The organism is Marinobacter sp. B-21 (assembly GCF_056857895.1).
Genome location: NZ_JBSXNZ010000070.1, coordinates 189,113 through 211,306, shown reverse-complemented (window position 1 = coordinate 211,306; position 22,194 = coordinate 189,113). Strand labels below are relative to the sequence as shown.

General features: G+C 57.5%; 24 protein-coding genes. 12 read left to right on the top strand and 12 right to left on the bottom strand.

What is annotated here, in order from left to right:
• Positions 1–138: 138 nt before the first annotated feature.
• Positions 139–453, bottom strand: coding sequence for a type II toxin-antitoxin system RelE/ParE family toxin (locus AC13C0_RS10185; protein ID WP_117616812.1), 315 nt, complete (start codon positions 451–453; stop codon positions 139–141).
• Between the two features lie 2 nt (positions 454–455).
• Positions 456–692: an addiction module protein gene (locus AC13C0_RS10180; RefSeq protein ID WP_117616813.1), complete on the bottom strand. Its 237-nt coding sequence runs from the start codon at positions 690–692 to the stop codon at positions 456–458.
• 294 nt (positions 693–986) lie between these two features.
• Here AC13C0_RS10180 and AC13C0_RS10175 point away from each other — a divergent pair, with 294 nt between their 5' ends.
• The 5 genes from AC13C0_RS10175 to AC13C0_RS10155 all read left to right on the top strand — a co-directional run bounded on the left by AC13C0_RS10175 (position 987) and on the right by AC13C0_RS10155 (position 2,697).
• Entirely contained in the window at positions 987–1,457 is a 471-nt protein-coding gene (locus AC13C0_RS10175) for a group II intron maturase-specific domain-containing protein (protein ID WP_227539379.1), read from the top strand.
• A 155-nt stretch (positions 1,458–1,612) separates the two neighbouring features.
• Positions 1,613–1,876 (top strand): BrnT family toxin, encoded by a 264-nt coding sequence (locus AC13C0_RS10170; RefSeq protein WP_117616815.1) that lies wholly within the window; start codon positions 1,613–1,615, stop codon positions 1,874–1,876.
• Positions 1,866–2,102 (top strand): type II toxin-antitoxin system BrnA family antitoxin, encoded by a 237-nt coding sequence (gene brnA / locus AC13C0_RS10165; protein WP_117616816.1) that lies wholly within the window; start codon positions 1,866–1,868, stop codon positions 2,100–2,102. The genes AC13C0_RS10170 and brnA overlap by 11 nt, the downstream gene beginning before the upstream one ends.
• Positions 2,103–2,227: 125 nt before the next feature.
• Positions 2,228–2,428, top strand: coding sequence for a hypothetical protein (locus AC13C0_RS10160; RefSeq protein WP_227539380.1), 201 nt, complete (start codon positions 2,228–2,230; stop codon positions 2,426–2,428).
• Positions 2,425–2,697, top strand: a complete 273-nt coding sequence (locus tag AC13C0_RS10155; RefSeq protein WP_117616818.1) for an antitoxin — start codon at positions 2,425–2,427, stop codon at positions 2,695–2,697. The genes AC13C0_RS10160 and AC13C0_RS10155 overlap by 4 nt, the downstream gene beginning before the upstream one ends.
• A 234-nt stretch (positions 2,698–2,931) precedes the next feature.
• On the opposite strand, the gene vapC is transcribed toward AC13C0_RS10155, so the two are convergent.
• The 7 genes from vapC to amrS form a co-directional block, all read right to left on the bottom strand.
• Complete coding sequence (gene vapC, locus AC13C0_RS10150; protein ID WP_117616819.1) at positions 2,932–3,333, bottom strand: type II toxin-antitoxin system VapC family toxin; 402 nt, start codon at positions 3,331–3,333, stop codon at positions 2,932–2,934.
• Positions 3,330–3,524, bottom strand: a complete 195-nt coding sequence (locus AC13C0_RS10145; RefSeq protein ID WP_117616820.1) for a type II toxin-antitoxin system VapB family antitoxin — start codon at positions 3,522–3,524, stop codon at positions 3,330–3,332. The genes vapC and AC13C0_RS10145 overlap by 4 nt, the downstream gene beginning before the upstream one ends.
• A 137-nt stretch (positions 3,525–3,661) precedes the next feature.
• Positions 3,662–3,934, bottom strand: a complete 273-nt coding sequence (locus tag AC13C0_RS10140; protein WP_117616821.1) for a BrnA antitoxin family protein — start codon at positions 3,932–3,934, stop codon at positions 3,662–3,664.
• A complete protein-coding gene (locus tag AC13C0_RS10135; RefSeq protein ID WP_117616822.1) occupies positions 3,909–4,220 on the bottom strand; it encodes a BrnT family toxin in 312 nt (103 codons plus the stop codon). The genes AC13C0_RS10140 and AC13C0_RS10135 overlap by 26 nt, the downstream gene beginning before the upstream one ends.
• 507 nt (positions 4,221–4,727) lie before the next feature.
• The gene (locus tag AC13C0_RS10130) at positions 4,728–5,393 is read right to left on the bottom strand and encodes a 1-phosphofructokinase family hexose kinase (protein WP_117616823.1); all 666 of its coding nucleotides are present in this window, start codon (positions 5,391–5,393) and stop codon (positions 4,728–4,730) included.
• A gap of 87 nt (positions 5,394–5,480) precedes the next feature.
• Complete coding sequence (locus tag AC13C0_RS10125; protein WP_117616824.1) at positions 5,481–7,841, bottom strand: DUF748 domain-containing protein; 2,361 nt, start codon at positions 7,839–7,841, stop codon at positions 5,481–5,483.
• Positions 7,842–7,847: 6 nt separating this feature from the next.
• The gene (amrS, locus tag AC13C0_RS10120) at positions 7,848–8,945 is read right to left on the bottom strand and encodes an AmmeMemoRadiSam system radical SAM enzyme (protein WP_117616825.1); all 1,098 of its coding nucleotides are present in this window, start codon (positions 8,943–8,945) and stop codon (positions 7,848–7,850) included.
• Positions 8,946–9,076: 131 nt separating this feature from the next.
• Here amrS and amrB point away from each other — a divergent pair, with 131 nt between their 5' ends.
• Genes amrB through AC13C0_RS10095 form a run of 5 tightly spaced genes read left to right on the top strand, consistent with a single transcriptional unit; the run spans position 9,077 to position 14,457 of the window.
• A complete protein-coding gene (amrB, locus tag AC13C0_RS10115; RefSeq protein WP_117616826.1) occupies positions 9,077–9,877 on the top strand; it encodes an AmmeMemoRadiSam system protein B in 801 nt (266 codons plus the stop codon).
• A 1-nt stretch (position 9,878) separates the two neighbouring features.
• A complete protein-coding gene (gene amrA / locus AC13C0_RS10110) occupies positions 9,879–10,439 on the top strand; it encodes an AmmeMemoRadiSam system protein A (protein ID WP_341581745.1) in 561 nt (186 codons plus the stop codon).
• Entirely contained in the window at positions 10,439–12,838 is a 2,400-nt protein-coding gene (locus tag AC13C0_RS10105) for a Lon protease family protein (protein ID WP_341581747.1), read from the top strand. The genes amrA and AC13C0_RS10105 overlap by 1 nt, the downstream gene beginning before the upstream one ends.
• On the top strand, positions 12,831–13,697 hold the full coding sequence (locus tag AC13C0_RS10100; protein ID WP_117616829.1) for a universal stress protein: 867 nt from the start codon (positions 12,831–12,833) through the stop codon (positions 13,695–13,697). The genes AC13C0_RS10105 and AC13C0_RS10100 overlap by 8 nt, the downstream gene beginning before the upstream one ends.
• Before the next feature lie 34 nt (positions 13,698–13,731).
• Complete coding sequence (locus AC13C0_RS10095; protein ID WP_117616830.1) at positions 13,732–14,457, top strand: ZIP family metal transporter; 726 nt, start codon at positions 13,732–13,734, stop codon at positions 14,455–14,457.
• Between the two features lie 9 nt (positions 14,458–14,466).
• Here AC13C0_RS10095 and ftsH read toward each other — a convergent pair whose 3' ends face one another.
• The 3 genes from ftsH to ggt are packed head-to-tail and all read right to left on the bottom strand — an operon-like array spanning position 14,467 to position 18,428.
• Positions 14,467–16,377, bottom strand: coding sequence for an ATP-dependent zinc metalloprotease FtsH (gene ftsH, locus AC13C0_RS10090; protein ID WP_117616831.1), 1,911 nt, complete (start codon positions 16,375–16,377; stop codon positions 14,467–14,469).
• The gene (locus tag AC13C0_RS10085) at positions 16,374–16,622 is read right to left on the bottom strand and encodes a thiamine-binding protein (RefSeq protein ID WP_117616832.1); all 249 of its coding nucleotides are present in this window, start codon (positions 16,620–16,622) and stop codon (positions 16,374–16,376) included. The genes ftsH and AC13C0_RS10085 overlap by 4 nt, the downstream gene beginning before the upstream one ends.
• 42 nt (positions 16,623–16,664) lie before the next feature.
• Positions 16,665–18,428: a gamma-glutamyltransferase gene (gene ggt / locus AC13C0_RS10080; RefSeq protein ID WP_482954332.1), complete on the bottom strand. Its 1,764-nt coding sequence runs from the start codon at positions 18,426–18,428 to the stop codon at positions 16,665–16,667.
• Between the two features lie 143 nt (positions 18,429–18,571).
• Between ggt and purU the strand changes: the two genes are divergently transcribed.
• A complete protein-coding gene (gene purU, locus AC13C0_RS10075) occupies positions 18,572–19,426 on the top strand; it encodes a formyltetrahydrofolate deformylase (RefSeq protein ID WP_117616834.1) in 855 nt (284 codons plus the stop codon).
• 126 nt (positions 19,427–19,552) lie between these two features.
• Positions 19,553–22,165 (top strand): DNA gyrase subunit A, encoded by a 2,613-nt coding sequence (gene gyrA / locus AC13C0_RS10070; RefSeq protein ID WP_117616835.1) that lies wholly within the window; start codon positions 19,553–19,555, stop codon positions 22,163–22,165.
• Positions 22,166–22,194: the final 29 nt, after the last annotated feature.

Here is a 22,194-nt window from a genome sequence, read left to right as displayed (position 1 = left end):
GGCAGCCAGCCTCACCGTTCCGAGCCTTGCCTCCCGATTACTTTACCCTTATGCGTCGCCCGGCAGCTTCGGTGCCGGCGGCTTAGTCCAACAGACATTTAAAGGTCATGCTGCGCACGACCATTAAATGCTTAGGTGTTAGGGCTTGCCGCGTTCCAGCCAATAGCCGGGCTTTCGAGAGTGGTGAGCAATGGCGATTACAACCGTTTCTTCTGGCAACTCAATCGCGACTATATCGTACGGGAAGCGTTCTAGAATCAGTCGTTTTGCACCGGTATTGCCAGCTTCTTCGGGGAGAGGTGATAAGGGGATGAAGTTTTCTTCAATTATGTCTATGGCGGCATCAACGGCAGCGAAAAACTCGGCTCCGAGTCCAGGCTGTTCATATTCGTACCATGCTGCAGCCTCTATAGCTTCCTGCGAGGCATCATCCAGTATCCTTACCGTTCGCACTGTTACTGGCCTAACCTCGCTCGCATCTTTGATCGGAATTCTTCACGGCTGAGTAGCGTGGCCTTTCCGCTTTGGACCTTGGACACGCGGCGAGCAATTTCGTCGTTCCAGGCTTGCTCGACAGCGTCGTCCCGGGGACCGTCCAGGCTCATTATGAGCTCGCGCGCCAGCGCCGCACGCTCCGACTCGGAGAGAGTCGAAATCTGGGAGCGTAGCTGGTCTAATGTTTCGGTAGTCATGGTGCCTCCGCGAGTGGCAATACTTTTATGCTATCCCGATTCAAAGGCCCTAACAAGGCCAGGCACGGCGACGGCTACTCCATTGCGGCTTCGCCTCAATTCCGCCGCGCATGCTGGCGGGCGTGTGTGCCAGGCATGGCACCAGACTTGTCGGGTGAAAGTCCCGATACCAGGTATTCGCAGAGCCGAAGGTTAGCGAAGGGCAGGGGCAAACCCGCGAGGGGATGTCTCCGGAGTGCCGGCCGGAAGTAAGCCCAACGCTACATAAACGATGGGTATCGATGGACCGTGGACATGGATCTGGAACGGCGTGGCCATCGGTTCGTCCGCTACGCGGACGACTGCAACATCTACGTCAAAAGCCAGCGTTCAGGGCAACGAGTACTGGCGAGCCTCACCGACTATCTTCGTCGCCGGTTGAAATTGACGGTAAACGAGGAGAAGAGCGCGGTTGGTCGCTCCTGGGAGCAAGTGTTCCCGGGGTTCACGTTTACCCGTCGAGGTCGGGCCATGCAAACGGTGATCGACGAGTTAGCGGTGTACTTGAGGGGCTGGAAAGGCTACTACGGTTTTGCGCAAGTGAAATCGCCGATCCAGAATCTGGAAAAGTGGGTGCGCCGCAAGCTCCGGTGCTATCACCTGAAGCAATGGGGGCGATCCGGCTACCGCCAGTTGCGCAAGCGCGGGGTGAGTGTAAGAAAAGAGGGTATCCGTGTTTGGGGGTATTTGCGGCCAGGAGTTAGATCGGAGTGCGTTGGCACATAAAACCAGTCGCTGTAGTACGCGGCCGATGGCCACCGGACGCCCTTTACATTGCGCCTTCGGCTCCTTTCCAAGGGCGCGCATGCTACAAGCGTTAGCAGTTGCACTACTCCTCCCCACATCTTGCGATCTGAGTAAAAAAGGAATAATTTGTACTCATGGATGAGTTTGAGCTCGACGAAACCAAAAGCCAGGCCAATCTGGAAAAGCACGATATTGATTTCGAAGCGGCCCAAAAACTGTGGGAAGATCCGTACCTGCTGGAAATCCGTGCAAAATCAGAGGATGAGCCAAGGTTCTTGCTGATCGGCAATATTGGCGGAAAGCACTGGTCGGCTGTCGTCACTTACAGGGTAGGCTGTATTCGCCTGATTTCAGTCAGGCGCTCTCGCAAGAAGGAGGTTGAGCTCTATGAAAGCTAAAGACTTCGATAAAAAATTTGAGGAAGGTCAGGAAGATATCGTTGATGATCTTGATCTTTCTTCGGCTCGCCGCGTCAATCAGGACCAAAAGCGAATCAACGTTGATTTTCCGGCTTGGGTTGTCGAGTCGCTGGACCGTGAGGCAGCGCGCATTGGTGTTACCCGCCAATCGATCATAAAGGTGTGGCTGGTTGAGCGCCTTCGTGCAGAAACTGCTAACAAATAAGGTTAGCTCTTGAGTACAAAAAGCACACAATGCGCTATAGTCCGCTCATGAAACCGATCACATGGAATTCAGAGAGGAACAAGCTTCTCCAAGAGGAAAGGAATATCTCATTCGAGGATGTGGTTTTGCATATCTCGATCGGAGGTATCCTGGATGCGTTCGAGCATCCGAATCAGGAACGGTATCCGGGCCAGCAGATTCATGTGATTGAAATAGAGGGGTACGCCTATCTCGTGCCCTTTGTAGAATCGGAAGATGAAGTTTTTCTGAAAACGATCATTCCGAGCCGGAAAGCGACCAAGACCTATTTGGGAGGTCCGAAATGAGCAGGCTGGATAAAGAAGAGCAGGAAATTCCGGACGCGTTCGATGCTGGGGAGTTGCAGCGGGCGCCAGATATTGAGGATCGAAAAGCGCGGCATCAACAGTACGCCGAGGCCATGTTCAAGAAAGATGCCCGCATCAACATCAGGCTTTCTTCCAAGGATCTTCGGGGGCTGCAGAAAAAAGCGCTGGCTGAGGGTATTCCCTACCAAACACTTGTTGCCAGCATCCTCCACAAGTATGTCGAAGGTCGCTTGCATGAGGATCGGTAGCTAACAAGGGAAGCGCGGGGATAGACGGCATGACCGTTGACGACCTGACCGCCTGATTCAACCGGCGTTGCTCCAGGTCTTGCCGGCGGAGTGGGATGGAAGCTTCTCCCATTCCAGCTATGGCTTCAGACCGGGGCGTTCACCAAGCCTAGCTCAACCGAACCGCCGTGGTACGTGATCCGTATACCCGGTGGTGTGGGGGGAAGGGCATCGTGAGATGCCTCCCTATCCCGATTATGTTCCACTCAGGGCAGGCTCAAGTCCAAGGTGATCAACAAAAGGGATAAAGTCGCGATCCAGGAACAGCAGTGGTAGCTCTTTCTCTATGCAGAACGTCGCGATGATCACGTCGGCGGTTTTTCTGATCGTGATGCCTTTTTTGCGTAGAGCCCGATAATTATCGGCGCACTTAGCTGCCATTTCTTTGCCAAACATTTCATACTGATCCAGCGTGAGCAGGCTTTGCTTGGTCTGGCGGTATTGTTTGTCGTTGCGGATGCCTTGCAGTATTTCCAGAAATATAAGGTCGCCGATAGCAACCGATCCTTGGATTATCGAGGCATCCAGTAGATCAGTTTGCGGGTTTTCGACTCCATTGAAATAGTCGATCCAGACGCTGGTATCCACCAGTATCATCCGGCACTCCGCATTTCATTCAGGTCGCCTTCCCACTTGATCTTGCCCCGCAGCTTTCGGATTTCCTGCTGCTTGCTACGCTGAACCAGAAGTTTCAGGCCTTGCTCAACGGCCTCTTTTTTGGTTTCGTATCCGGAGGCCTTTAGTGCTTCAGCCATCAGTTGGTCGTCAATGACGATGTTTGTTCTCATGATGCACCTATGTGTATGATCTCTTGCTTTCATACACAAACTAACATGTCATGGAGAACATAACAATCAGCTGCACAGCGACCGATTTCCCGCCGCTTCGCAGCTCCGAACCGGCGCGTGAGCGGGGCGTTAGCACTTCAGGCCCGACGATTGTCGTTCACGTCATCCGCAAGCCAGGCCTTGATCAGCGACTGATAGGGCATATCCCGCTTGTTAGCCTCGATTTTGATCCGGTCGAGCAGGGCCTCGGGCAAGCGAAGTGAAATAGTCTTGGTTGAGGGCTTCAACTTCGGGAAAGAGGCCGGTTTTGCCTGGCTCCAGTCCAGGTAGTCAGAGGAATCGTGAGTTTCCCAGAATTCCCGTTCTTCCGCTTCTGTTTTGAACTCAGGCATCTTTTTTAGCTTGCTCATAAACAGCCCTCTCTTTGCGGTGCATGTCGCGAGCGGAAATCACTCGGATTAGCGTGCCGTGCTGCCTTAGAGTGAACGTGATGTGGAGTAGCCTCTCATCATCAGTTTCACCAAGGGCATGAAAACGGGCCTCAGTTTGGCTGTGGTTAGAATCCTCCAGCACCAGAAGCGGTTCATTAAAGAAAACTTCTTCCGTTTGAGACTGGCTGACGCCATGTTTCTCCGCGTTTTTGCGAGAGTTGCCTCTGTCCCAGTCAAAGCCAGTAACTTGTGCCCAATTGATCATAAAAGTATATTATCAACATATACGCAGGCGTCAACAAGTGCTAACCAATCCCAGCAGTCGACAGTGGTTCCTGCGCTTCGGCCGGTACTGCCCGGGCTTTGCCGTTTACCGGGACCTCTATCGAGGCCTTGCCTCACCCGGGTAGATAATCCCGGTGACTCGCTACCTGAGCCCACCTGACGAACGTGATCGGGACGAATCGCGATTGCCTGACCCCCGCGGGTTGGTCAAAAATCAATCGAAATGCGGCAGCCGTCACTGTTGCCGAAAAATTTTTTCACCGCTTCGCGGCTCCAAAGTTGCCGCAAAGCTCTTGGTTATACAGACTATGGAGAGTCAGACTTGGAATTAGACAATAATGTGGTGAGTAGCGATCACACCAAGGAGATGAATCTACATGGAAAAGCGGGACACCCATTTTCAGATTTATTTTTTGGATTTATTTTTTGAGTGTCCTCTGGGCTGACTTTAAAAAAGATCTGTCGCGTTTTTTTCGTTTTTACCCGTTCACATCGAAAGCTGCGTCACCCGAACCTCACCACGCAGCCGATCAACCGTTTCCTTATCGAACAACTCGGTCCCTGGCTGCATCACCGTTGCCGCGCTGCAGGCAATGCCCTCACGTAACGCATCCCGGTCCGCCGCGCCCTGCGCCAATAGCCCCGCCATACCGGCCACCATCGAATCACCGGCCCCGACCGTGGAGATCACGGGGACCGAAGGCGCTTCGCCTTTAAGGACACTTGACGACGTCACCAGCAACGCACCCTCAGCCCCCATAGAGACGCAGACCCAGGTCACGCCCCGCTCCTGCAACTGGCGGGCTTCCCGAACGATATTCTGTTGATTCGTCAGAGGCTGCCCGACCAGGGCTTCCAATTCGAAACGGTTGGGCTTAATCAGGAAAGGTTGGGCTTTGATCGCGTGCAGTAGCAGCTCATTGTGCGAGTCGACGACCGCACGCCCCCCGGATGCCCGCACCCGACGCACCGCCTCGGCATACAGGTCCTTCGGCAAGCCCTGCTGTAACGAGCCGGTGATAACCCCCAGCCCCTCACTGCAATGGGTCTCGAATTGGTCGAGCAAGTGTTCCCATTGTGCGGTCGACACCATAGGGCCGACACCACTGACCTCATACTGGGCACCCGTATAAAACCGGTGACGTCCCTTCATCAGCAGAACGCGGCCATCATCAGGTCAGGCAACAATACTCAGATATTGCTCCGGGACGTTGGTGTGCTTTTCCGGGCTTGCCATGTCTCAATCCGCGGCGATCCCGACTTCCATGGTAACCTGTCCGCCCTCCTTTGAATCGACCTCTTCTGGATCCAGAATGCGCACCCGATCAGCCGAGATGCTGCTATCCGCACCCACGTCGGCCAAGGCGTCCCGCACCGTCGCTGCTCGGGCGTTGGCGAGAGCCTTGAGGTCGGCGTCGGTAACGGATTGTGCCGCAATGACCCGCTCGGCCAGGTGGTTACGATAGGCGAGAGCGTCAAATCCGGTTCGGTCCGATGAGCCATCCTGAGTCCCGGTGAAACGTGTCTGGACTGCCTTCAGATCCGTATTCGGGTAAAGGGTGGCGAACATCGTCTCGACAACATCCTGGGTGGACGCGCTCGTCAGGCTGGGATCCGGGACTTCACGACCCGCTTCGATCAGGCGTTGTTGAAGGGCTTCCACAGCTTTCCCGTGCTGCAGGTGCGGACCGTCCAGAGTCGGGTTGAAGGGACCAGTAAGCTCCAGGTTCAGCGCCGGTCGCTGGTTGATGGCATTGCGGAGCTTGGCAACGCGCTCGCGTTGGGGAGGAGTGAGATCGCTGCGCCCCTCCGGGAAATCAATCCGGCCAAATTCCTCAGAGTCGACGCCGACGAGGCTCGCGAGAAAACGAAACGGGAATTGGACGATGGACACGAGGGTCTGGCTGAGTGCCTGGCGGATGACCTGGCCGATGTCGAATTCGGGCTCGCCAACATCCCCGTTCACCGGGATGTCAAGATCGATGACGCCATTGCGGTCCTTGAGCAGTGCTATAACAAGGTCGAGCGGCAGGTCCATTGCATCGGCAGAGGCCATCTTCTCGCCAAGCTTCAGATCACGGAGCACCAGGTTGTTGCGGCCGTCCAACTGCTGGTCATTGATGCTATAGTCGAGATCGAGGTCCATGGTTCCCCCGGCGATCTTGCGGCCGGCAAATTGCACTGTATAGGGAGAGTATCCCGGGACCTCAAGATTGCGGAAGGTCAGTACCAGGTTGGTCTCCCGCATGGGATTCCAGACATGTACGGTACCGCCGATACGCGCCAGGCCGTAGTCTGCGACCTGGCCTTCCAGATTTACCTGCGCCGGCTGGGCCGAGGTGGAGCTCAGCGTTGATATCTGTCCGTCCAACGAGTGGATGCTCGTTGAGAACGGCAGTGGCAGAGAGTGATCCGCAAACTGGAGGGTGCTGTCGGTGAGCGTGATGCCCTCAATGGTGATACCGAACGGGTCTGCCCCCTCGTTCGAACGCGCAGCGCCGCCATCCTCCTCAGCGCTGGGTGGCGTATCCTTCGCTATAAGTCGTCCGAAATTGGTGGTCCGATCCTCATGGACGACCACTCGACCGGACAGGCCGTCAATGGTGATGGGGGCAGTCTCGAGTTGCCTGTCTCCGAGACTCAGATCGAGCTGTTCGGTCCGGACGCTGTCCCAGCCGATAAGCGGTTCGTCATTGGAACCATCGCCAATGTTCAGCGCGTCGATCCCGGCGGCACCCTGAAAGGCAAGGGGCTCCTGCGCCTCTGTACGCATATGCCCGCTCAGGTTCAGTACCCCGCTGTCGATCCGCACAGCCGCGAGCTGCCGCAGGTACGGTTCGGCCTGCGCCAGTGCCAGTTCATCGATACGGGCTTCGCCCTCAAGGATGAGGACCGGTCGAAGCCCAAGCGTGCCGTCGAAGGCGAGCACACCGCCTCCCGCGAGCTTTCCACCCATACGCACCGGAAAGCGTGCGCCTTCCTGCAGCGAGAATTCCTTCACGGATAGCCCGACATCCTGCAGCGCCAGCGTCACCCGGTTCGGCTTATCACCGGCGGGAGTCGTCTCGTCCGGGAGATTGTCAGCGAAGCGCAGATCAGCGCCCTCTACGCCCAGGTCTTTTACCCGCAGTGCCGGTAGTGAAGCGGGCTCGTCTTCCTCCGGAACCTTGTTGGCGGGCTCGGGGAGCAGCCGCAAGAGACGGGTTTCACCCGATGCGAAGCGTTCCTCCTGAATAACCGGTTCGTCGAGACGAATTGTCTGGAAGATCCAGGCCCTGTTGATGACGCTCGACCAGCTGAGGTCGATGAACAGCTGCTTCCAGGCGATCAGTTGCCGATCGTCGGTATCATCGAGTGCGAACCCGTCGATCTGGAGCGTCAGCGTATACGGGTTGACGTGTACCGACTCAATGCGAAGGTCGCGTCCGAGGTCCTCCTTCGCTGTGTTCACTGCAACGTACTGAACAATCCAGGGCAGCGCAAGAAAACCCAGCAAGGTGTAAGTGGCGACCAGCACGAGCAACCAGAACCGGACCCGGCGCGGGTTGATCCATCGAGTTCGCAGGTAGCCGCCGAATCGGCGGAGTGAGCCACTGTGCATAATGAGTTACACCCGGTGATCACTAAGCCGCACCGGCTGCCTCCTTGCCCCCCAATGCCCTGGCGGACCTTCAAATACACCGGCACAGGCGGTACCGCAGGATTTGCAGTGGCCGTCACCGGTCAGGTTCCAGGTACTCAGTACATACCAGTCACGGCCTATGAGTCGTTCTCCGCAGTTGTGGCAATAGGTACTACCGCCGGACTTATCATGCACATTGCCGGTATAGGCGTAGCGAACGCCATTAGCCATGGCAATCTGGCGGGCCCGGGTCAGGGTCTCGGGCGGGGTTGGTGGAGTATCCATCATTTTCCAGTCCGGGTGGAATGCAGTGAAATGCATGGGTACGTCTGGCCCAAGTTTCTCCACCACCCATTGAGTCATCTCATTCAGCTCCTGCTCCGAATCGTTTTCGCCCGGGATGAGCAGGGTAGTCAGTTCCAGCCATACGCTGGTTTCGAGTTTTATATATTCGAGTGTTTCCAGAACCGGTTGCAGGTGCCCGCCGGTAACCTTGTGGTAGAAGCGTTCGGAGAAGGCCTTTAGATCGACGTTGGCGGCATCTATGCAACGGTAGAATTCCCGGCGGGGTTCTTCGGTTACATATCCTGCGGTTACCGCAACCGAGCGTACTCCGACTTCGTGGCAGGCTTTGGCCACATCAATGGCGTACTCGTGGAAAACCACCGGGTCGTTGTAGGTGTACGCAACGCTTTTGCAACCCAGCGCCTGAGCGGCCCGGGCAATGTCTTCGGGGCTGGCCTGGTCTGCCAGTTCATCGGTTTCCCGGGATTTGGTCATGTCCCAGTTCTGGCAGAACTTGCAGGCCAGATTGCAGCCTGCTGTGCCAAACGAAAGGGTCGGGGTGCCGGGCAGAAAATGGTTGAGAGGTTTCTTTTCGATCGGGTCGATGCAGTAACCACTGGAGCGCCCGTAGGTAGTGAGCACCAATGTATCGTTGAGGCGCCCACGAACGAAGCAAAGACCTCGCTGCCCTTCGTGCAGTTTGCAAAACCTCGGGCAAAGGTCGCACTGGATGCGGCCGTCATCAAGCCAATGCCAGAACCCAACCTCGCGGCCCTGAAGAACGGGTACATCGCCCACAGTGAGATCCCTCGCGATTTCGCTTCCGAATTGCCTCAAATAATCTATAGTTTCCTCACGAAGGTGTGTCAATTTCTTCCATAGCCAGGGCGTGCTCGTTCCGGATCGCTCTGTTAAGCAGGTGACCAGCTATGTCTGCCAACATACGAAAAGCCGCTGTCGCGGGTATGTTCTATCCGGACGATCCTGCCCAGCTCAGAACCATGGTGGACGGTTTCCTGAAACAGGTGCCTGTGAAAGGACCGGCTCCCAAAGCCATTATTGTTCCCCATGCCGGATACCAGTTCTCCGGCCCGGTTGCCGCCACCGCGTACGCGCAACTTGCGCAACTTCATGACCGCATACACCGGATTGTACTTCTGGGGCCCTCTCATCGTGTGCCTTTGAGAGGCATTGCAGCTCCGACGTCGGATTTCTTCGAGACACCGCTGGGCAATGTGGAAGTGGAGCAAAGCACCTTGGCGATGCTGCAATCCTTGCCCCAGGTCGGGTATCTGGATTCGCCTCATCGGCTTGAACACAGTCTGGAGGTGCATTTGCCGTTCCTGCAGTCGGTTTTTGACCGCTTTACCCTGGTCCCGCTTGTTGTCGGAGAAACGTCTCCCGAGGAAGTGGCCGAAGTGCTGGAAACACTCTGGGGCGGCGGCGAAACCCTGATAGTCATCAGTTCCGATTTGAGCCACTACCACAGCTACCCGGTTGCCCGGGAGCTGGACAGTAATACCACCAGAAACATCGAGAATCTGGACTACCGCCATATCGGATACGACGATGCCTGCGGGCGAAACCCGGTTAACGGCCTGTTGTATCTGGCACAGAAAAGAGGCCTGAAAGTCACCACCCTGGATCTGCGTAATTCTGGTGACACGGCTGGGCCGAGGGATCGTGTCGTAGGCTATGGAGCCTATGCTGTAACCGAAGCGCTGGCCTGACATGCTCAATGAACAGGAACGCCAGGCTCTGTTACAGGCGGCTTCAGCCTCTGTCTACCGAGGTCTCGACCGCGGGCAGCCGTTGCCGGTGGAGCCGGAGGAATATCCCGAAAAGCTGGCAAAGCCCGGAGCCTGTTTTGTCACACTGACAATCTCTGGCCGTTTGAGAGGCTGCGTCGGTTCTCTGGAGGCCTGGCGCCCCCTTATTCAGGACTGTGCGGAAAATGCCTTTGCTGCGGCTTTTCGGGACTTCCGCTTTCCCCCGGTTGCAGCGCAGGAGCTGGATCTGTTGGACTATCAGGTGTCGGTCTTGAGTGTGCCCGCACCTCTGTATTCTGAGTCCGAGGATGATCTGCTCTCCCAGTTGCGTCCAGGTACGGATGGCTTGGTGCTTGTAAAGGGCGATCATCGTGCCACCTTTTTGCCGTCGGTATGGGAGAGCCTGCCGGAGCCGCAGGAATTTCTTCGCCACCTGAAGCAGAAAGCAGGGCTGGCGCCAGAGGGCTGGTCCGGTGCTATCAAGGCACTTCGCTATACCGTCGAATCCATCAGGAGGATGTAATGCCATTACCCGCCCCGTTATCCGAAGAACAGGTTTACCACGGTTGCCCAACGGAAAAGCTGGATTTCATCACCACGGACGATCTTGAAGATCTGGAGCAGCCCTGCGGGCAGGATCGGGTTCTGAGGGCGCTGGAGTTCGGGGCAAGTATGCAGGCCAGTGGCTTCAATCTGTTTGTCCTGGGCCCTTCTGGGGCCGGCAAGCACGAACTGGCGGAGCGCTTCCTGGCGCAACATGCGGCGAGACAGCCGGTACCCCCCGACTGGTGCCATGTTTTTAACTTTCGGTTTTCAGACCGTCCGAAGGCCATCCAGTTACCGGCCGGGGAGGGGCAGCAGTTCAAGAAAGGCATGGATGACCTGGCGGAGGAATTGCGCACGGCCATCCCTGCGGCCTTTGAGAGTGAGGAATACCAGGCACGGCTGCAGGAACTGCAGGAAGAAATGGCAAAACGCCAGCACCAGGGCCTGTTTGAAATCCAGGAGGAGGCAAACCGCAATAACATTGCGATGATCACCACACCGGCTGGCTTTACCTTTGCGCCCATGCGAAAGGGCGAAGTGATTGACCCTGAAGAATACAAAACCTTCTCTGATGAAGAGAAGCAGCTGATCGAATCCAAGGTTGAGGAGCTACAAAAGAAACTCCAGCAAACCATCCAGCAGATTCCCAGGTTGCGGAAGGAAGTTCGGGAGCGGGTGCACGCCCTGAATGAGGAAATGGTGCAACTGACCCTGGGTGGCCCCATTGGCGAGCTGCGGGAGCGATGGTCGCATCTCCCGGACGTTGTTGACTACCTGGATGCAGTGCGGGAAGACGTGGTTGAGCACGCAGAAGCCTTTCAGGACAGCGATAACGGTCCCCCGGCCGGTTTGCTGGCGCGCTACAGGGTCAACCTCCTGGTGGACAATGCGGATACTTTAGGGGCACCGGTCATTTATGAGGACTTGCCCAATCACCAGCACTTGGCCGGACAGATTGAGCACCGGGCCCGCCAGGGTAATCTCTACACCGATTTCACCCTTATTCGCGGCGGTTCCATGCACCGGGCCAACGGTGGTTATCTGATCATCGACGCCCGTCGTGTGCTGGCCCAGCCAATGGCATGGGAGAGTCTTAAGCGAATCCTTCTCTCTGGTGAAATCCGGATCGAGTCGCTGGAGCGGCTTTATGGGCTTGTCAGCACCGTCAGCCTGCAACCGGAACCGATTCCGGTTTCGGTCAAGGTGGTGCTGCTGGGGGATCGGATGCTGTATTACCTGCTCTCCCATTATGACCCCGATTTTCTGGACCTGTTCAAGGTGGAAGCGGATTTCGAGGATGATCTGGACCGGAACGACGACTGCTACGAGCTGTATTCCCGGATGATCGCCACCATGGCCAGAGCACTCGAAATACGGGCTCTGGAACGTGACGCAGTGGCGAGGCTGATTGAGCATGCCAGCCGGCTGGCGGCGGATCAGCGCAAGCTGACCGCCCACGATCGGGTGCTTCGGGACATTCTGAGTGAGTCAGACCACTGGGCTGGCCAGTCCGGTGCCGATACCGTTGAAGCCAGCCACATCCAGCAGGCCATCGATGAGCGGGAATACCGTGCCAGCCGGGTTCGGGAGCGAAGCCGGGAGCAGATCAGCCGGGGCATTGTGATGATAGCCACGGAAGGTGAGGAAGTGGCCCGGGTCAACGGTTTGTCGGTGCTCAGGCTTGGCGCTTCCATGTTCGGGCAGCCGGCGAGGATTACGGCAACGGCCCGGCCGGGGAAAGGTCAGGTTGTGGATATAGAGAGAGAGGCCAAGCTGGGTGGTCCGATTCACAGCAAGGCTGTGATGATTCTTTCCCGGTTTCTGGCGAGCCGTTATGCGGGCGAGGGTGATTTGTCCCTGTCGGCAAGCCTGGCTTTTGAGCAGTCTTACGGCGGCGTAGAGGGGGATTCCGCCTCGGTGGCGGAAACCTGTGTGCTGCTTTCCGCAATTTCCCGGGTTCCGCTGAAGCAGTCCTTTGCCGTGACCGGATCCATGAATCAGCATGGTGAGGTTCAGGCGGTGGGTGGTGTCAATGAAAAAATAGAGGGCTTTTTTGAGGTCTGCCGGGAGGCTGGTGACATAGGGGGGCAAGGGGTCTTGCTGCCGGCGAGTAATGTGGAGCATCTGATGCTCAGAGCGGACGTGCGCCAGGCGATTGCCGAGGACCGGTTCCGGATTTATCCAGTCTCTGACATCAATCAGGCCATTGAGCTTTTAACCGGCCTGGAGGCCGGGGAACCCGACAGTAGCGGGGATTTTCCCGAGAACAGCTTCAACCGGCGGGTTGCCGAGCGGCTGGCGAGGTTCGCTGAAGCCAGTAAGAAGCGGGATGACAACGCAGACGCGAACAGCAGTGGGGGCAAGGACAGTGACTGACGCACCTGCAGATCAGGCTAACCCCGGCACGGCAGCCGGACGTGTGCTGGTGCTGCTGGATGGCTCCAGAATGAGTTGCGCCGCACTGGAGGCAGCGGCAGAAATTGCTGCGAATACAGGTGCCGATGTGCTGGGTGTGTTCGTTGAGGAACTGAACCTGCTGCGCAGTGCGGGCTATGGTTTTGCCAGAGAGGTCGGCTCGGAGTCCGGCGTCAGCCGGCCCTTTGATCCGACCGAGCTTGAGCAGCGCATGCAGAGGTTGGCTAGCCGGGCTCGTCGTGCTCTTGCTGGCGCCGTGGCCCACTACGGTGGCCGGCATACTCTGAGCATTGCCCGTGGTAGTGTTGTTGAAGAGGTGCTCGCGCTGGCGGGGCCCCAGGATCTTCTGGTTCTTGGTCGAGTTGGCTGGTCCTCGGCACCGGGGGCGCGGCTGGGCTCCACTGCGAGGGGCCTTCTTCGCAGGTCGCCGGGCAGGGTATTGCTCTGGTGTGAAAGACGGGTTTTGCCACAGGGTAGGGTTGTGGTCTTTCTCAATGACCACGAGGATGCAAATCGCCGCGCTATCAGGGCGACGGCAGAGGCTGTCAGGCATTCCCATCAGCCTGTGACGCTGTTACTGGGTTCGGATTCGGAGATGCCACCGGAAGCCTTTCAGGCCATCAGGCAGGACCTCGGTATTCGGGAGTCAGACCTTCGTGTACGGTCGCTTCCAGCGACCGATCCTGTTACCGTTGCCCAGGTTTTGCGTCAGGAGAAGGCGGCCCAGCTGGTGCTCAGCCGGGAATGTACCTTGCTTCGGGAACCCGGCGCGGAGCAGCTGCTGGAGGCCCTGAATCTTCCGGTAACGGTCACTCCATGAAAGCCCCTCGTTTTTCGAAAGGTCAGATTCTCTGATGTTCCCGGATATTCTCTACATTGTTGGTCTAACCATTCTTGCCGGTGCCTGCATTCCACTGGGCGGTTTGCTTGCCAGTTTTGAGCGGATCGGCCCCAATTGGCTGGAAGAGGAGTTCCGCCATTTCCTGATTGCTCTGGGTGGTGGCATCTTGCTTGGGGCGGTTTCGGTGGTTCTGATCCCGGAAGGCCAATCCAGTATGGGGGACTCTATTTGGGCAATCCCTGCCATTATCGCCGGCGGGCTTCTGTTCTTTGTTATTGAACGTATTCTGGGCCTGCAGCGCCGGGACTCCCCGCAGCTGATGGGTGTGATGCTGGATTTCATTCCGGAAGCGACCGCGCTGGGCGGGCTTGCGGTGGTGAGTCCTGAAACCGCAGTGCTCATGGCGGTACTGATTGCGATGCAGAATCTGCCCGAAGGGTTCAACGCCTATCGGGAGATATCCAGTCTGCCGGGTTATACTTCCCGGAAAACTCTGGGATTCATGGGCTGCCTCGTGATTACGGGGCCGCTGGCCGGCTTGCTCGGATATTTCTTCCTGTCTGAGCGCCCCATTGCGTTGGGCGCGATCATGTTGGTGGCTTCGGGCGGTATTCTCTACCTGATTTTTCAGGATATCGCTCCGCAATCCAGGCTCGAGCACCACTGGGGCCCACCACTGGGAGCCGTGGTGGGTTTCTGCATGGCGCTGTTCAGTCATGACCTCTTGGGCCAGGTCTGACCCGGCCGGTCAGGCAATTTTGCGGGCATCTTCCTTGCGGAGGATTTCCTCGACATCCTCAGCAGACAGGGTTTCGTTTTTCAGTACCGCTTTGGCGAGCGCTTCGAGCTGGTTTCGGTGCTCAGTCAGAAAGTCCAGGGTCGCTTTCTCCAGTGCCAGGAGTTGTGACTGGATTTCCCCATCGATCATTTCTGCCATTTTTTCACTGAACTCTCTTGGCAGCCCCATTTCCCGGCCGAGGAATACATGCTCTTCTCCGATGCTCAGGCCGAGGGGGCCGATCTTCTCGCTCATCCCCCACTGGCCAATCATGCGGCGAATCAGTGTCGTGGCTTCCTTCAGGTCGTTCTGGGCTCCGGTGCTTACTTCGCCATAAACCAGTTTTTCCGCACAGCGACCTCCGAGCATTACCTTGATTCGATCCTTCAGATAGCTTTCCGTATAGGTGTAGTGGTCTTCCCTCGGGGTCTGTTCAGTGACACCCATGGCCATGCCGTGAGGAATGATAGTGAGCTTGGTGAGCGGGTCGGCGTTGGGCATGTAATAGGCCATGATGGCGTGGCCACATTCGTGATAGGCCACCGCTTTTCGCTCTTCGGGAGACAGCCGGGCATCCCGCTCCTCGCCAAGGATAATTCGGTCCCGGGCGACCTCAAAGCAGTGGGCGTTCACTTCATGGAGGTTTTCCCGGGCTGCAGTGAGCGCGGCCTCGTTTACCAGGTTCTTCAGATCTGCGCCGGAGAAACCGATGGTCCGGGCGGCCAGCTGCTCCAGGTCGACATCACTGGCCAGCGGCACCTTGCGAACGTGAACCTGCAGGATCGCGGTGCGTGCGTCCTTGTGGGGCCGGTCCAGGGTGACCTTGCGGTCAAACCGGCCCGGGCGAAGCAGAGCGCTGTCCAGAACATCGGGCCGGTTGGTGGCGGCCAGTACCAGAACATTTTCGTGGGCCTCGAAGCCGTCCATTTCGGTCAGGATCTGGTTCAGGGTCTGTTCCCGCTCATCGTGGCCACCGCCCAGGCCGGCGCCCCGGGAGCGGCCGATGGCGTCCAGCTCGTCGATGAAGATCAGAGCTGGCGCTTCCTTCCGGGCTTCCTGGAACATATCCCGCACCCGGGCCGCGCCCACACCCACGAACATTTCAATAAATTCCGAGGCGCTGATGCTGTAAAAGGGCACTTCTGCTTCGCCGGCGATGGCCCTGGCCAGCAGGGTCTTGCCGGTGCCAGGCGGGCCAACCAGCAGAACACCCTTGGGCATAATGGCGCCCAGGGCCCGATATTTTTCGGGGGATTTCAGGAAGTCGATAATCTCCGCGATTTCCCGCTTGGCAGACTCGATGCCGGCCACATCATCGAGTGTGGCTGTAGAGGTTTCCTTGCGGGCTCTCCGGGCCTTCGAGCGGCTGAAATCAAAGGGGCCGCCCCCCTGGGCCATACGCTTCTGAGCTGCGCCCCAGAACCAGAACATCAGCGCCAGCAGCAGTATCCAGGGCAGGAATCCACGAATCAGCTCCTGCCACCAGGGCAGGCCCGAGGGCATCGCCCTGATGGTCACCTGGCGTTCCTCCAGCAGGCTCAGCAGCGAGGGATCTTCCATGGGCGGGCGTATGGTGTGAAACCCCGGCGTGCTTGCCTTGGACGGGTTGTCAGAACTGAATGACGCCGCGCCACTGTCGGTGAACAGGCCGGTAATAGCCTCTTCCTTGAGTGTGACTTCTGAAACCTGATCGTTCACCACCGCGGTTTTGAAGTCGGAATAGGCCAGTTCCTGAAGCCGTGGCTGCCCACCGTCCTGCAGCCAGAGCACCATCAGGAAAATGGCGGCACTGAGCCACAGGAACGAGTACTGGTTGGGTATCGCCGGTTGCGGATTGTTCTCCGGCTTTTGCGGATTGCCTGGCCCGTTCGGTGCTGTCATTTCGGTCTCCGGTCGCCCTCCATGATCTTTGCCACGAAGACGGATTTGCCGTAAGTCTCGAATGACCATTTCATGGTATCCGAGAGAACCTTCATAACCTCATCATAGCCGCCGAAAATTTCCGTGCTCATGCGCCCGGGATAAACTTCCAGCCCGGTTTGCTCGAGCCGGGCGATGAGGTCCCGTATAGGCTGTTTATACTCTTCTTTCAGGGGATAACAGCTTAGTTGTACAGAAAGATACATAATGCCTCCGGTCAGGTCAGTGACCCTGGTCAATTACGGTCATCAGTAGCCCATGGCTGATGATGTGCTTCGCCTTGGATCTGCGCCACCGTACAGAGTACCGTCTTCATCAATCATAATACTCTGGATGGCGCCCATTGCCGAACCACGGACAACGGTGTGGTCCCGATCTTCCAGCAGGCGAATTGTGTCCGGGCTGATGCCCTGCTCAATGCGAATCTCATCCGGCAGCCACTGATGGTGCATTCGCGGCACGCTTACCGCCGTCTGGATGTTCATGCCATGATCAATCACATTCAGGATCACCTGCAAGGTGGTGGTAATAATCCGCGAGCCCCCCGGGCTGCCCGTTACCAGCACATTTTTGCCGTCCTTCCTGACGATGGTGGGCGACATGGAGCTCAGCATGCGTTTGCCGGGCTCAACCTTGTTGGCTTCACCGCCGATCAACCCGTAAGCGTTAGGCACGCCCGGCCTGGCGCTGAAATCATCCATTTCATTGTTGAGCAGAAAACCGGCACCTTCGACCGTGATACCGGAGCCATAACTGAAATTGATGGTGTAGGTGTTAGAGACCGCGTTGCCCCATTTGTCCACCACCGAGAAGTGGGTGGTTTCGGGGCTTTCCCAGGCGGCCGGCTGGCCGGGATTGATGTCGCTGGCAGGGCGGGCTTTTTCTGAATTAATGGTTTTTCGGAGTTCTTCTGCATAGCCCTTGCTGGTAAGGCCTTCCAGGGGTACGTCTACGTAGTCGGTATCGCCGAGGTATTTCGAGCGATCGGCGTAGGCCAGCTTCATGGCTTCGGCCATGTGATGAATCGCATCGGCCGAATTATGGCCGAAGTCGGCCATCGGAAAGCCTTCCAGAATGTTGAGGATCTGGACAATGTGAGTGCCGCCGGAGGAGGGCGGCGACATGGAAAAGATATCGTACCCGCGATAGGTACCGTGAACTGGAGTGCGGACCTCCGGGCGATAGTCTTTCAGATCCTCAAGGGTGATCGGGCCGCCGTGCCGGGCCATTTCGTCGGCGATCAGCCTGGCGGTTTCGCCCGCGTAAAAGCCTTTTACGCCGTGATCCGCAATCCGCTGCAGGGTGTCCGCCAGTTCCGGCTGGTGAAACCGCTCGCCAGGCTGCCAGGCGCTGCCATCCGGCCTATAAAAGGTGGCAAGAGTGGCGGGCCAGCGTTCGAGCCTTTCACGGGCCTGTTCCAGGCCTTCGGTAAAGCGGTGGGGGACAATAAATCCTTCCCGGGCCAGTCTGATGGCCGGAGCCAGTGCCCGTTCCAGGGAGATAGTGCCGTGGCGCTCCAGCGCCAGCGCAAGGCCGGCCACGGTTCCGGGGACACCTGCGGCCAGATGGGTGAAGCGGCTGCGATCGCGGACCACATTGCCGGATTTGTCCTGAAACATCGTCTCTGTAGCGGCGGCGGGCGCTTTCTCGCGGTAATCAATGGCTTCCGGCTCTGAGCCATCGCCTCTGGATATCAGCATGAAACCGCCGCCGCCAATGTTGCCGGAGCGGGGCTGGGTTACTGCCAGGGCAAATCCGGCCGTGACCGCGGCATCAACTGCGTTGCCTCCGTCCCTGAGTACGTCCAGGGCCACTTCGGTGGCCAGGGTGTGGCTGGTTGCTACCATGCCCTGTTTCGCGGTGGCGGGGTGAAACCGTTCTCCCTCGAGAATGGCCTGCCCGAACGCCGGCCCGATAACCACAAGAAAGGCGAGGGTCGTTGCAATCGAAAGGCGGCCTGAGCGTGCTCTGGCGAGGTTTTTGGTTGTGTGTTGGTAGAGGTCTCTGCCCATATCTCCATTCCTCGTTTCTGGCGTTCAGATAGGCTATGATAGCCGGTCATTTTCATAGGTGCGTATCGTTAACCTGCCGTTAATGCCGGTGGTGATTCCCCGACGCACCTGCTTTCCCGGGTTTCAGTTAAGGAAAGGCTTTCATGGAGCATACCTATCGTCTTGTGATTTCCTGCCCCGATCGGGTGGGAATTGTCGCCAAGGTGAGTAATTTTCTGTCGACATACAATGGCTGGATTACCGAGGCGAGTCACCACTCGGACACCCATACCGGCTGGTTTTTCATGCGGCACGAAATCAAGGCCAGCTCGATTCCGTTTGGCCTGGATCAGTTCCGTGCCGCGTTCGAGCCCATTGCCCGTGAATTCAATATGCACTGGCACATTGCCGATTCGGCCCAGCCGAAGAAAGTCATCCTGATGTGCAGCAAGGAATCCCACTGTGTGGCAGATCTGCTGTACCGGTGGCACAGCAAGGAGATCAATGCCGAGATCGTGGCGGTGATTTCCAACCACGATGACCTTCGCAGAATGGTGGAATGGCACGAGATTCCTTACCACCACGTGCCAGTCAGCAAGGAAAACAAAGCAGATGCCTTCGCCCACATCAATGACCTCTTCCACAAATACGAAGTGGATGTGGTGGTGCTGGCCCGGTACATGCAGATCCTTCCGGGCGAACTGTGTGAAAAATACGCTGGCAAGGTGATTAACATCCACCACAGCTTCCTGCCGTCTTTTGCCGGTGCCCGCCCCTACCACCAGGCCTACAGCCGGGGAGTAAAGCTGATTGGCGCGACCTGCCACTACGTGACCCAGGACCTCGACGAGGGCCCGATCATCGAGCAGGACGTCATCCGCATCACCCACAGTGACTCCATTGAGGATATGGTTCGCCTGGGCAAGGACGTGGAAAAGAACGTGCTGGCCCGCGGTCTGCGTTCGCACATCGAAGACCGGGTGATTACCTTCGAAAACAAGACTGTGGTGTTTGATTAGGGCTGCCTCACAGTTGCCCCGGAAAGGGTGCGACTGTGATAGACTTGGCGGCTTGTTGAAGCATAACTATGGGGCCCGGACACGGCTCCGATACGACTTCCAGATAACGCAAAGGAACCTTTCTCGATGGGTGAGTTAGCCAAAGAGATCCTGCCGGTCAATATTGAAGACGAGTTAAAACAGTCCTACCTCGATTACGCCATGAGCGTTATCGTCGGGCGGGCGCTTCCGGATGTGAGGGATGGCCTCAAGCCGGTTCACCGCCGTGTTCTGTTCGCCATGTCCGAACTGAACAACGACTGGAACAAAGCCTACAAGAAGTCCGCCCGTGTGGTGGGTGACGTTATCGGTAAATATCACCCTCACGGTGACTCTGCGGTTTACGACACCATCGTACGTATGGCCCAGCCGTTCTCGCTGCGCTACCCGCTGGTAGACGGCCAGGGCAACTTCGGTTCCATTGATGGTGATAACGCCGCAGCCATGCGTTACACCGAGATTCGCATGGAGAAGATCGCCCACTCCCTGCTGGCGGATCTGGACAAGGAAACCGTCGATTTCGTTGATAACTATGACGGCACCGAGCGGATCCCCGAGGTTCTGCCTACCCGGGTTCCGAACCTGCTGGTGAATGGTTCCTCCGGTATTGCCGTGGGAATGGCCACCAATATTCCGCCCCACAACCTGACGGAAGTGGTCAACGGCTGCCTGGCGTTGATTGACAATCCGGATCTTACTATTGATGAGCTGATGGGCTTCATTCCCGGCCCTGACTTCCCGACCGAGGGCATCATCAATGGCCGTGCGGGCATTGTCGAGGCCTATCGCACCGGCCGTGGCCGCATCTATGTCCGTGCCCGTCATGAAATCGAGCACGATAACAAAACCAATCGCGACGCTGTCATTATCACCGAGCTGCCGTATCAGCTGAACAAGGCTCGCCTGATCGAAAAGATCGCCGAGCTGGTGAAAGAGAAGCGCCTCGAGGGTATTACCGAACTGCGGGATGAATCCAACAAGGAAGGTATCCGGGTTGTGATCGAACTGCGCCGGGGCGAAAATCCGGATGTGGTGGTCAATAACCTGTTCGCCCACACCCAGTTGCAGACGGTGTTTGGTATCAACATGGTGGCGCTGATCAATGGCGAGCCTAAAACGCTGAACCTCAAGCAGATGCTCGATGCGTTCGTGCGCCACCGCCGTGAGGTGGTTACCCGCCGGACTATCTATGAGCTGCGCAAGGCCCGCGAACGTGGCCATATCCTCGAAGGCCTCACGGTTGCGCTGGCCAACATCGATGAGATGATCGAACTGATCAAGGCCTCGCCCAGTTCGGTGGAAGCCAAAGAAAAGCTGATGGCCAAGGGCTGGGCCCCGGGCGATGTCCTGGCCATGCTGGAGCGTGCCGGCGAAGACGCCTGTCGCCCGGACGACCTGCCGGAAATCTATGGCCTGCGTAGCGGCCTGTACTACCTGTCTCCGGAGCAGACCCAGGCGATCCTGGATATGCGTCTGCACCGCCTGACCGGCCTTGAAACCGAGAAGCTGCAGAACGAATACAAGGACATCCTTGAAAAGATTGCCGGCCTGCTGGAAATTCTGGGCGACCCGGACCGCCTGATGCAGGTTATCCGTGAAGAACTGGAAGCGGTTGTTTCCGAATTCGGTGATGAGCGCCGTACCGAGATCACCAGCTCCCAGCGTGATCTGACGATTGCAGACCTGATTGACGAAGAAGATCTCGTGGTCACCATTTCCCACAGCGGTTACGCCAAGACCCAGGCCGTGGAAGATTACCAGGCACAGCGCCGTGGTGGCCGGGGCAAGGCCGCAACCTCCATGAAGGACGAAGACTTCGTTGAGAAGTTGCTCGTCGCCAATTCCCACGACACCATTCTGTGCTTCTCGAACCGCGGCAAGGTCTACTGGTTGCGGGTGTTCGAGATTCCGCGGGCCAGCCGGGCTTCCCGCGGTCGTCCGATGGTCAACATCCTGCCACTGGAAGAGGGTGAGCGTATCACCACCTTCCTGCCAGTACGTGACTATCCGGAAGACCAGTTTGTGCTGATGGCCACCTCTAACGGTGTGGTCAAGAAAACCCCGCTGCCGAACTTCTCACGTCCGCGCAGCAGCGGCCTGATTGCCCTGTCCCTTGATGAAGGCGATACCCTGATTGGCGCTGCCATTACCGAGGGCGACGCCGAAGTCATGCTGTTCTCCACTGCCGGCAAGGCCGTTCGCTTTGCCGAGGGGGCGGTGCGTCCGATGAGCCGGACAGCCCGCGGTGTTCGCGGTATCAGGATGCCGGAAGGTCACCACGTGGTGTCCCTGATTATTCCGCAGGAAGGCGGTGTGATTCTGACCGCCAGTGAGAACGGTTACGGCAAGCGTACCGCCATCGACGAATTCCCGACCTATGGCCGGGGCAGCCAGGGCGTTATTGCCATGCAGTGCTCTGAGCGGAACGGCAACCTGGTAACAGCCCTGCAGCTGTTTGATGGTGATGAAATGATGCTGATTTCGGATAAGGGTACACTGGTGCGGACTCGTACCGACGAAGTGTCCGTTCTGAGCCGGAACACTCAGGGTGTGCGTCTGATCAAGCTTGGTCAGGAAGATGAGCGCCTGGTAGGCGTAGAGCGCATTGCTGAAACCGATGACGAAGCACTTGACGGTGAAGGCGAAGACGCAGCGACAGACAGCAGCACGGAAGAAGGTGAAGGTGCCGGCGAAGAATAAGCCGGCCCTGCCATAGACAGATTCAGCAA